The following is a 10,904-nucleotide window of genomic DNA, read 5'->3' as shown; positions in this document are numbered from 1 at the left end:
GGCGTATTACTATCGAATGTATCGTATGCGGCATAGAAGACAGGCGATTGTAGTCAGTGCCGAGGTGTGCGCAACTGTGCGTTGGTCGGATTGCCCTTATATAGCCGGATTATCAGGTGCAGCGCCGACATTGCCCAGCAGGGAGATAAGGATCTCGGGTTGAACCAGAACATCTTCCAGTGTGTAGTTGCTCAGAACATTCATGAATGCTTTGCGTGCCTGGTAGAGGGCATGCTTAAGCACACATGCTGAGGTGATCGGGCATGTATTGTATTTATTATCAAAGCACTCCAGCAGGTTCATATGTGGCTCGGTACCCTGTATCACCGCGCCTATATTGATTTGTTTAGGGTTGAAGGAGAGTACCATGCCGCCGGATTTGCCACGTGTGGTGGTGATCCATCCGTCCTGCGACAGGCTGTGAACGACTTTTACCAGATGGTTGCGATTAATATCATAGGCATCTGAAATTTCCGTAATGGTGCATCGGCGCTCCGGATAGAGGCCGAGATAAATCAGTACGCGTAGTGAATAGTCTGTATACTGTGTCAGTTGCATGGTTCGAAAGATATATCCAATTGACAGCTTTTGTCCAGCTCTGATACTGTTCGTTCACATACCTGAAGTATGGGTATGACATGATGACGATACCAGAGGAGAGAAACATGAGCTCAGTATACGAACAACTTGGTGGCGAACCTGCGATTAATGCAGCAGTAGACATCTTCTATCGCAAGGTGCTTGCCGATAAATATGTGATCCGCTTTTTTGAAGGCGTGGACATGGAAAAACAGGCTGGCAAGCAGAAGGCCTTCCTGACTATGGTGACAGGCGGCCCGAACAGTTATACAGGTAAGGATATGCGTGAAGGGCATCGTCACCTGGTTGCTATGGGGCTGGATGATTCGCATTTTGATCATATCCTTTGCCACCTGCGCTCCACACTGGCTGAGCTGGGTGTTGCCCAGAACTTGATCGACACGGTAATCAGCGTAGCTGAAAGCACCCGTGACGACGTATTGGACAGGTAATTCATCATGCATTATGAAACATTCATTCCAGTATTTATTCTGTTTGTTGTGCTCGGCCTGATTATGCCGCTGGTATTCGCCGGTGTTGCTGACAAGAACCGAAATGCAGCTGCCGCTGAACCTGTCGCACCGCAAGCCAAGAGCTTGTTCGACCAATTGGGTGGTGATGCGGCAGTGAATGCAGCCGTCGATATCTTTTACCGTCGTGTGCTGGCCGATGCCTATGTCGTCCGCTTCTTTGAAGGTGTTGATATGGATAAGCAGGCTGCCAAGCAGAAGGCCTTTCTGACGATGGCTTTCGGTGGTCCGCATAACTACACCGGCAAGGATATGCGAGAGGGACATCGTCATCTGGTCAAGATGGGACTGAATGACTCCCATTTTGACCATATTCTGATGCATCTGCGTGCTACCCTGGCTGAGCTGGGAGTTGCGAATAACCTGATCCAACAGGTGATTGCGACGGCCGAAACTACCCGTGACGACGTCCTTGATCGCTGAGTCACAATACAGGTGAATGGAGGGGGGCTTGAGTGCCCCCTTTCTATGTCCCGGACAGAGCGTTCGGCGTAATTATTTATTGGGGTTGATACATGCCAACAATACGGTTTGAAGGTCAGGATTATTTCTGCGCCGAAGATGAAACATTGCTGGATAGTTTGGCTCGCCACGGTGTGATGCTGCCATCATCCTGCAGGGCAGGGGCCTGTCTGACCTGCATGACGCGTGCGCTGAAGGGCACTCCGCCGAAATCTGCACAGCTGGGAGTCAAGGATACGCTGGCTGCTCAGGGGTATTTCCTCGCTTGCCTGTGCAAGCCGGTGGAGGATATGGAGATCGGTTTGGCATCAGTCTCCCCCAGATATACGGCGCGTCTGCTTGGCAAAGAGCTGCTCAATGAATCAATTGTGCGCCTGCGGCTGGATATACCTGAAGGATTCACTTACAGGGCCGGACAGTTTGTGAACCTGATCCGGGCCAGCGATGAGCTGACACGCAGCTATTCACTGGCGAGTATTCCTGCCGATTCATATCTGGAGCTACATATTAAAAAGGTACCTGAAGGACGTATGAGCACGTGGGTATTTGACGAGATTGAGGTTGGTGATGAGCTCTCCTTTTTCGGACCGTCCGGCGATTGTTTTTATCTGCCCGGCAGTTCGGAGCGTCCATTGTTGCTTGCCGGAGCAGGCACGGGGCTTGCGCCTCTGTACGGCATTTTGCGCGACGCGCTGGAGCAGGGGCATGCCGGCCCGATTCATCTGTTTCATGCCAGTCTGGCTACAGCAGGCCTCTATCTGATAGATGAGCTGCGGAGGCTGGCGGATGCCCACGAACAGTTTCATTATACGCCGTGCGTTCTGCATGGTGACGCGCCGGATGGAGGGATGCAGGGCAATATTGTGGATATACCGGGGCAGGTGCTTGGTTCCCTGAGCGGTTATCGGGTCTTTTTGTGCGGTGATCCGCCGATTGTCAATGGACTGCGCCAGAAGTCATTTTTGGCTGGTGCCTCGATGCAGGATATTCACTCCGATCCGTTTGTATTTACCCCCGCCTGACAAGGGGGTTGGGAAAGTTATGCCCTGTGCAGGTGCGTGTTGAGGCAATGCTTGCAAGACGATATTCCCGGCGATACACTGCCCGCAGTGATTTTTCCGGGAGGTTGTGGTAATGCATTATGAGACGTTTATTCCTGTTTTTCTGTTGTTCACGGTATTGGGTTTGATCATGCCGCTGGTATTTGCCGGTGTGGCTGACAAGCACCGTAACGGCTAACAAGACTCGTAACGAGTAGCAGAAATACCTAGACTAGAGATAAGGCCCGGGCAGATAACACTGCCCGGGCCTTTTTTTTGAGAAAATATTCAGCTATCAGTGATTATCATGATAGTCTCGGCAGACCACGCTATGCTGATGCATTATAGCTTGTATCAGCCGGGTATTGACGGCTTTGGCACGGATATAAACAGGGCAGGGAGAGGCATCGAATGGCATCAAATGTAATTCAGAAATCTGCAGATCAGCGTGCGCTGAGGACCTTTGCGCTGTGGATGGGCTGGGCGATATCGGCAGTCACGGTATTTGCCATGATGTCACGCAAGGCGAATGTCGTTGGTTTTATTGAGCAGGATCAAACGCATGTCACATGGATGATCGTGGGAATGTTCATGCTGGGTGTAGCCGTGAGCATGATTCAGGCGATGAAGCTTACGGCCGAATGGTTTCGCGCCTATCGCATTGAATCGCTGATGAAAGATAAAGGGTTAGCGGGCATCCGCAATCGCGGCGGTGGTCATCTGGTTGATCGTTTTGTTGATGCGATGCATATGATCACTGAGCGCAACGGACGTGTGGATGTGGATGCGCTGATTGACGTTGAATTTTCCGCACAGCATCGCATGAGCCAGTTTGTCGGGTTGCTGGGTAACCTGATGATTACGCTGGGTCTGATTGGTACGGTGCTTGGCATGACGATCACGATGAACGGGCTGAGCGGAGCACTGGGTTCACTGGGCGTGAATCAGCATCTGCTGGTTGAGGGTTTGCGTAGCGCGATGACCGGTATGGGAGTGGCTTTTTATACTACCCTGATCGGCTCTGTGTTGGGCGGTGTTCTGCTGCGTGTTTTTTCATGGATCACCGATGCCTCGGTCAACGGCCTACAGGATCTGATGTTGCGCACCTGTATAGTGCATGCATCAGCCGATCTGGAGCCGAGTGATGATCGTAATATCAGGGCGCTTGATGTGAGTGTCCAGCAGCTTCAGAGCCGCGTTGAGCTGCTCAACCTTGCCCTGCGGGCGAGCCGTGAAGAGATGGGTATGCTGCGTGAAGAGGCGGCCACGATGCATAAGGAGCTTGGTGAGCTGGCTGCGGATGATCCGATTCGCAAGATGGCGGGCGGTCATGCCCGTTATGCATTAGGTATTCGTCCGGGCATTCTGACTCGCATATTTAATCGCCGCAGGGACTGATTCGTTCTATGCGCAGATCAAGGAACATCCAGCAGGATAATTTTTACGAGATATTTTCGGATATGGCGCTGTTGATGTTGGCGGCATTTATCTTTCTGTTTGCGCTGATTCTGATCAATGCACAGTTACAGGGCAGCGGCAAGGCGGAAGAAACGTTGCAGGAGATAGCAAACCTGAAACAGAAGCTGGCCCAGGCCAAACGCGAGAACCTCAAGCTGCAGCAGGAGATCAATAGTCTGGCGAGCGTTGATGCGCAGCAGCAGTTGCAGAATGCCGAGGCGCTGATGTCGAGCAAGGATGTGCAGCAGAAGATGGAGAATGTTCTGGTCAGTGCCGGTATGGCGACGGGCAAAGGGCGCAAGGATTTTGACATGTTCGTCAAAGGGTTACGAGACCTGCCGGGCACGGATCTGCATCTGGTTGTTGACGGTACTGGCTCGATGCACGGGGTAACGACCTTTTTGATACCGGTGCTTCGTCTGATAGCGATTCGCTCAGGCAAGCATCTCTCTGCGGTGAGCTGGTATGCGGATAACAGGACAGGCACCTATACAGGCAGTATGGGTGAGATGTTTGATAATCTGATGTCGGAAGCGCCATTTGTGGGTGTAGATGAAACGATCGGGCATACGTTCCGTGAAATAGAGGCGCATTCGCCGGTACCGGGCGCATACCTGTTGATTGGTGATGAGCCGCCGACCGATGAAGTGGGGTATCATGAGATACCGGCCCCGGTATTCACGCTGCCGCTGGGCACGAGTAATGATACGACCAAATATGCATTTCAGAAAATAGCCGATGAGACAGGCGGGCGTATGCTTGAGTTGAAGTTTCAGTAAAACCCTTCGTCCGGGGTGACAAGTTGTTATGCTATGACGGACTCGTAGGCAAGTCTGACGGCGATGATTTCAAAAGGGTGATAGCTTTTCCGGTGCGGCGTACAGGCGAACGAAAGCAAGCCCGATTTTCTGCCCGCCCGGGGCTTGCATGCATGAAGGGATTCGAGCCATGTAAGGTGAGCCTGCCGAAGATGGGGCCGGGTATCGTTTGGCAGATGTTGTTGCCTGCTGCCAAACAATAAACTCACAGAAACTAAAGCGTGATTGTGTTGCTGCTGCCAAACCAGTCGTTTGTGTTCCCGGCTTGGCAGCAGCGGTTCTCTGCGGTTTGCGCAGAAAACAGGGAGTAAATCAGCGTTATACCTGGCCGAGTTGCGGAAACAGTTGTATCAACATGCCTGAGAGTGCAACAAGAGATGCAATCACGACAATTGTCGGTACGCCGATGATGAGCAGAGCCATGCCGGATGAGAGCTTGCAGCGGTTTACCAGAGCGGCCCAAAGCAAATACAGATTCCATAGTACGCCGATGATGCCAACATAGGGGATGGACGCTAATGCCATCGGTGCAAAGGCATAGGCGCTGATTTGGAATGAGTTGGCATTACCCAGCTTGCCTTTGGCAACGGTTCTGACTGCCCATGCCATGTATCTGGACCACACCCACAGGCCGATCAGTGACAAGCCCCAGCTGACAGGAAGCAAAAACCACAGAAGAAATCCGTAAAATGGGACGCTGATAAATGTTGCGAAGAAAATGGGGGCGGATGCAAAAAACAGAGCGTTGCTGTGAAATGCAGCACCGGGCAATTCAGCAAAAAATGCTTTAGGAGAGGTGAGCAAATCCCTCAGGGCTGGAATCAGCGATTGCAACGGGCTGTTTTTATCAAAATAATTCATGCATAACCTCCGTAGGGAGGCGCAAGCTTGCTGGAGGGCGGGGAAGATGCAAGCCCCTGCGTGCAGTCATGGTAGTACTGGTGCTGGCCAGACAGATCCAATAGCTTGGAAGCAGTATGCAGGATCATGAAAGTTTTTAATAATGGCAGGGTGTGATGACGGGAAGTGCTGATTCATTAATATTGTTCGACTGCGATGGGACCTTAACGGATTCACATGGCCTGATTGTGCAAGCCATGCAGCACGCTTTTCGAGATTGCGGTCTTAAGCCCCCGACGGCAACAGCTGTGCAGCAGGTGACCGGTCTGTCATTGTCGCTTGCGATTGACACATTGACCGGGGCTGTTTCCATGCATGAGGCTGTCGCTGCTGCGTATCGCAAGCATTACCATGCCGGTGAGTTGAGTATCAAACTCTATCCGGGGGTGCGTGAAACGCTGACCGAGTTGAAAGAGCGGGGATATTGGCTGGGCATTGTGACGGGAAAATCAAAGCCGGGGATGATGCGGGTGCTGGAAATGTTTTCTCTGGGTGATTTTTTTTATGTGATACGCACAGCTGACTGTACGCACTCTAAACCGCATCCTGCGATGGTGCTGGAGAGTATGGATGAGATGGGAGTGGATGCCTGTCGAACGCATGTGATTGGTGATGCGGTGTTCGATATACAGATGGCCTGCGCGGCAGGCGTGGACTCGATTGGCGTTTCCTATGGTGCTGCTACAGCCGAGATGCTCAAAACGGCTGGAGCAGGGCAGGTCATTCATCATTTTCCGGAGTTGCTGGATTGCTTTCCCGCGCGTGATTTGTGATTGCGGTGACTCTACGCATGGTGTGTGTGATTGTGTTAGTCTGCGTGCCAATGATCCGAGTATGACCATATAAAGGGAGTGATTATGTCCATGCCGAAAACAGTTCGTTACAGTCTGGTCTTTGTCGGACTGCTGATCGTGCTGCTGCTGACAGCACCATTTTTTATCGATGTGAATACCTATAAAGGTCAAATAGAACAGAAAGTCGAGGATGTGACCGGTCGAAAACTGACGATTGGCAAGATCAGCGCATCCCTGTTTCCCTGGGTAGGCGTGGAGCTGGACAATGTCCATCTGGCTAACCGGAAAGGTTTTTCCACCCACGACTTTATCAGTGTGAAAAAGCTGCATGTCAAACTGGCCCTGATTCCGCTGTTGAGTAAAAATGTGGAAATTAAACACTTTGAAATTGTTGAACCCAGCGTTTATCTGGAACGCCATGACGATGGTCAAAGCAACTGGGGCGACTTGGCTTCCTCACCGGCAACGCCTGCTGCTGCGAGCACTACAACTTCCGATGTTGATACAGATAGTGGGGCAGCAGGTGGCATGGCGCTGGCAGCGCTGCAGGCAGAATCTCTGTCGCTGACGGATGGTGAGCTGACCTGGGTGGATGGCAAGGCTAAACCGGTGGCTCTGACTGAGCTGAATGTGGCGCTCAATGATGTCCAGTTGAAAAGACCGGTGGCCGTAAAAGTTTCCGGAAAACTGGATGGAAATGCATTTGATCTGGATGCCAATGTCGGCCCGGTTGGCGATTTGACAAAGCTGGATCCGGTCAGCCTGCCTGTACAGGGCAAACTGAAAGCCGAGCAGATCCGGCTGCAGCCGTTCGCAGACATGATTACCGGCTGGCCTGCAGAGTTGGGGGATATTGCCAAGGCAGTGGTGGGGGTGAGCGCGAACATTGAACAGCGTCCCGGCGGCCTCCGGTTGGGCGAGGGTTCAGTGACACTGGATGCGGCACACAAGCTGGATGTGAACTGGAAGGCAGAGATGTCGGGCAAGGATGAGCTCAAGCTGCAGCGCGTTGCACTGGCTGTCGACGACTCGCCATTGCTGGCAGTCAAGGGCCGTATCAACCGATTGAGCGGGACACCATCATTCGAGTTACATATAGACAGTCAGCCGATTCAGCGGACATGGCTGACGACCTTCGTGCCTGCGCTGAACGATATGTATGCGGCGCACCCCGCGCCGTGGAAGCAGGTGAGTTTTAATGCGCTGGTAGCAGGCGATGCCAGACACGTGGATATTCGTGATTTGCAACTGCTGCTTGATCAGGATCTGCTCAAGGTCACCGGTGCCGTGGCATTTGCCGGTCCTGATATACGCTTGCGCATGAATGCACAGCAGCTGCATCTCGACCCCTGGCTGCCGCAGGGAAAACAACAGAAAGCCGCTGCTTCTATCTCGCTGATCCCTGTTGCTTTGGCCGCTGAACCTGCAATCGAACCGGACTTGCGCTTTCTTAAAAGCTGGCGTGTGACAACCCAGATGAGGGTGGCTACGCTGTATCTGCGCGGTCTGCAAATGGGTGACTTCTCAGTGGATATCAATGGCAACAATGGCCGTTTTGATATGGAACCGATGAGCTTCAACCTGGCACAGGGCAGGGTGGTGGAGAAGGCCAGTATCAATGTCGCAGATTACCCGGCCAGCTGGAAGGAGTCGGTACATATTACGGATGTACAGGCAGGACCACTGCTGCAGTCGCTGGCGGGCATGGATATGTTGAGCGGTACCATGGCTATGGATACCCAGCTTCGGGCAACGGGCTTGACCGAAGCTGCTGTGCAAACGCTCAATGGTCGCGGCAATGTGCTGTTGCGTGATGGCAAGCTCAAGGGTTATGACATCGCCGGTGCTATTCGCCAGTTTACCAGTCCGGGTGCGGCACCAGGTCCTAAAGAGACTGATTTTGCCCAACTCTCCGGCAGTTTTGATATCGTCAATGGTGTGGCGACCAATAATGATCTGTTTATGGCTTCACCGCTGCTGCGTATTACAGGCAAGGGCATGGTGAACCTGGTGCAGAAGGTGCTGGATTATCATGTTGAGCCTCGCGTTGTCGGTACATTGAAAGGGCAGGGGGATAATGTGCTACGCAAGGGGCTGGTTGTACCGCTACACATTACCGGCCCGTTTGATGCCCCCAAAGTGCGTCCGGAAATCAATGCCAAAACCCTGATAGACAATGCACCCGCACTGCTTGAGAAAGGCAATGTGGGAGGGGCGCTCGGCGGCTTGCTCGGCGGCAGAAAGAGCGCTGAGCCGGCCGGACAAGGACAGCCTGCCGCTCCGGCGAAGCAACCTGAAACGCCGGCCAAGCAGTTGCTCAAGGGGCTCGGCGGCATGATTCCCGGCTTTTAAGCGAAGCTCTGATATGCATGTTTTTGAACATCTGCGTCTGCATCCTGAGCGCCCTCAACTCAGGCAGGTTCGTCGTGCGGCGGATCTGCTGCGACAGGGGCTGTTTGTGGCGGTGCCGACCGATACGACCTATGCACTGATGTGCAGGCCGGATGCGACAGATGCTGTCGCGGCTATCCGGCAATTAAGACGTCTGGATGATTCTCACCTGTGGGCCGTGGCCTGTGCTGATTTGTCGATGGCCTCTGCATGCGTGCGCATGGATAATCATGCTCATCGTATACTCAAACGCTGCCTGCCCGGCCCTTATACGTTTATTTTGCCGGCCAGTGCAGCGCTGCCTCGGCGCATTTTTGGCAAAAGAAGGGATGTGGGCATTCGTATGCCGGATCACCCTGTATGTCGTATGCTGCTCGAAGAGTGTGGTGAAGTGTTGCTGGCGACGACGCTATTACTCCCGGGTGAGGATGAGCCGGCATTTGATCCGGATGAATTTGTACCGCAACTGAAACACTTTTCATGTGCAGTGCTCGATGCCGGCTGGGGTGGCATTGTTCCCAGTACGGTGGTCGATCTGTGTGATGGAGAGCCGGTGTTGTGGCGCGACGGTGCAGGTGATTGGCCGGCATAGTAGCTGTTGGTTTGAAATCTGCTGGTAGATTGTACGAATATCATTATCCTGTGGACAATTAAGCGGAAGGGGAAGAAATGAAGAAATTTCTTGAAAAGTTATTGTGGAATTCGCGTTATATGACTCTGCTGGCTGTTTGGTCCTGCGTGGTTGGCATGGCGTTATTGTTTATCTCTTCCGCGTTGGATATGGGACATCTGCTTCTGGAATTTATTAATGTTGAATTTCTCGGACATGAGTATGCGGGGGATTTTCATACCGATGTCGTCAGTCATGTTATTACTGCGGTGGACGACTTTCTGCTGGCCATTGTATTGCTGATCTTTGCGCTGGGTGTATATGAGCTGCATATTGATAAAATAGATTTTGCCCGTGATAACGCAAGTGCAGGGAAATTACTGCAGATTGAATCACTGGACGACCTGAAAGATCGATTGGGCAAAGTGATTCTGATGATTCTTATCGTAGCATTTTTCAAAAATGTACTGCATGTTACTTTCGATGACCCGTTGAATATCCTGTATATGGGTGCAGGTATTTTTCTGATTTCGCTGGCTCTCTATTTCGGTCACAAGGCGGGTGAAAAACCTGATGGCGATCACTGATGATGTGGCCGGCATGACTCTTTGCAGTTCTAAGCCTTGAGCAGACGTATCATTTGGCAGCGTGTTCTGGATACAGGGCTCTTTGCTGCGACGATCGGAGCGGTTGCTGCGTCACTGGTTCATACCCTGCCGGATTGGGTTTCACTGGTTGCGCTGGTTGCGTTTGTGGTGCTGTTTTTCATGCGCTGGTGGATTGATGAAAATCGTACTGCGTGGATGAAGTCCAACTGGTTTGATCTGGCGCTGGTGGTGTTGCTCTCTTCGCCGATGCTGCGTATGTTGATGGCTCTGAGGGTGGCGCATCTGCTGCCTGCCCTGAGGGTGGGGGTGCTTCTTCGCGCTAACAAGGAGCGGCTGCTACGTCTGCTGGTACTCTCCGGAGACAGTCTGCCGGTTGCCATGGCGCTGCTGTTTGCCGTTGTGTTTATATTCGGTACCACAACATTTCTCATTGAGCATGGTCAGAACCCTCAATTCGGTGAATTGCAGGATGGGCTCTGGTGGGCATTTGTGACGCTGACGACCGTGGGTTATGGCGATATTGTACCGATCACATCTGCCGGACGTATCGTGGCCGTCATGACGATGCTTTTCGGTATCGTCGTTTATTCCCTGATTATCGCCAACCTGACTGTTTTTCTTGAGCAGTATGGCCGAAATCACATTGCTGCGATCGCCAAGGTGCGCGTTAAGGATAAGGATGGGGATACCGACATCACCTGAAAAGTGTGACTG

At 52.4% G+C, this 10,904-nt stretch carries 12 protein-coding genes; 10 read left to right on the top strand and 2 right to left on the bottom strand.

Going from position 1 to position 10,904, the window contains the following annotated elements; all coding sequences use genetic code 11:
- Positions 1–96: 96 nt before the first annotated feature.
- Complete coding sequence (locus tag SPV1_RS13290) at positions 97–558, bottom strand: Rrf2 family transcriptional regulator (protein WP_009851747.1); 462 nt, start codon at positions 556–558, stop codon at positions 97–99.
- Between the two features lie 107 nt (positions 559–665).
- Between SPV1_RS13290 and SPV1_RS13285 the strand changes: the two genes are divergently transcribed.
- The 5 genes from SPV1_RS13285 to SPV1_RS13265 all read left to right on the top strand — a co-directional run bounded on the left by SPV1_RS13285 (position 666) and on the right by SPV1_RS13265 (position 4,848).
- Positions 666–1,031, top strand: coding sequence for a group I truncated hemoglobin (locus SPV1_RS13285; RefSeq protein WP_009851746.1), 366 nt, complete (start codon positions 666–668; stop codon positions 1,029–1,031).
- A gap of 144 nt (positions 1,032–1,175) precedes the next feature.
- Entirely contained in the window at positions 1,176–1,532 is a 357-nt protein-coding gene (locus SPV1_RS13280; protein ID WP_407942782.1) for a group I truncated hemoglobin, read from the top strand.
- 92 nt (positions 1,533–1,624) lie between these two features.
- A complete protein-coding gene (locus tag SPV1_RS13275) occupies positions 1,625–2,593 on the top strand; it encodes an FAD-binding oxidoreductase (protein ID WP_009851744.1) in 969 nt (322 codons plus the stop codon).
- A 429-nt stretch (positions 2,594–3,022) separates the two neighbouring features.
- Positions 3,023–4,009 (top strand): MotA/TolQ/ExbB proton channel family protein, encoded by a 987-nt coding sequence (locus SPV1_RS13270; protein ID WP_009851651.1) that lies wholly within the window; start codon positions 3,023–3,025, stop codon positions 4,007–4,009.
- 8 nt (positions 4,010–4,017) lie between these two features.
- Positions 4,018–4,848 (top strand): hypothetical protein, encoded by an 831-nt coding sequence (locus SPV1_RS13265; RefSeq protein ID WP_009851742.1) that lies wholly within the window; start codon positions 4,018–4,020, stop codon positions 4,846–4,848.
- A gap of 357 nt (positions 4,849–5,205) precedes the next feature.
- On the opposite strand, the gene SPV1_RS13260 is transcribed toward SPV1_RS13265, so the two are convergent.
- Positions 5,206–5,748 carry a YIP1 family protein gene (locus SPV1_RS13260; protein ID WP_009851741.1) on the bottom strand — a complete coding sequence of 181 codons (543 nt, stop codon included), beginning with the start codon at positions 5,746–5,748 and terminating at the stop codon, positions 5,206–5,208.
- 155 nt (positions 5,749–5,903) lie between these two features.
- Here SPV1_RS13260 and SPV1_RS13255 point away from each other — a divergent pair, with 155 nt between their 5' ends.
- The 5 genes from SPV1_RS13255 to SPV1_RS13235 all read left to right on the top strand — a co-directional run bounded on the left by SPV1_RS13255 (position 5,904) and on the right by SPV1_RS13235 (position 10,892).
- The gene (locus SPV1_RS13255; protein WP_009851740.1) at positions 5,904–6,560 is read left to right on the top strand and encodes an HAD-IIIA family hydrolase; all 657 of its coding nucleotides are present in this window, start codon (positions 5,904–5,906) and stop codon (positions 6,558–6,560) included.
- A 90-nt stretch (positions 6,561–6,650) separates the two neighbouring features.
- Positions 6,651–8,933 (top strand): AsmA family protein, encoded by a 2,283-nt coding sequence (locus tag SPV1_RS13250; RefSeq protein ID WP_231288412.1) that lies wholly within the window; start codon positions 6,651–6,653, stop codon positions 8,931–8,933.
- A 13-nt stretch (positions 8,934–8,946) separates the two neighbouring features.
- The gene (locus tag SPV1_RS13245) at positions 8,947–9,564 is read left to right on the top strand and encodes an L-threonylcarbamoyladenylate synthase (protein WP_009851738.1); all 618 of its coding nucleotides are present in this window, start codon (positions 8,947–8,949) and stop codon (positions 9,562–9,564) included.
- A gap of 77 nt (positions 9,565–9,641) precedes the next feature.
- Positions 9,642–10,169 (top strand): YqhA family protein, encoded by a 528-nt coding sequence (locus SPV1_RS13240; RefSeq protein WP_009851737.1) that lies wholly within the window; start codon positions 9,642–9,644, stop codon positions 10,167–10,169.
- 36 nt (positions 10,170–10,205) lie between these two features.
- A complete protein-coding gene (locus SPV1_RS13235) occupies positions 10,206–10,892 on the top strand; it encodes a potassium channel family protein (protein ID WP_009851736.1) in 687 nt (228 codons plus the stop codon).
- Positions 10,893–10,904: the final 12 nt, after the last annotated feature.

This window comes from Mariprofundus ferrooxydans PV-1 (genome assembly GCF_000153765.1).
Taxonomy (GTDB): domain Bacteria; phylum Pseudomonadota; class Zetaproteobacteria; order Mariprofundales; family Mariprofundaceae; genus Mariprofundus; species Mariprofundus ferrooxydans.
The sequence above is the reverse complement of the archived record's forward strand: the minus strand, read 5'-3'. Positions and strand labels throughout refer to the sequence as shown.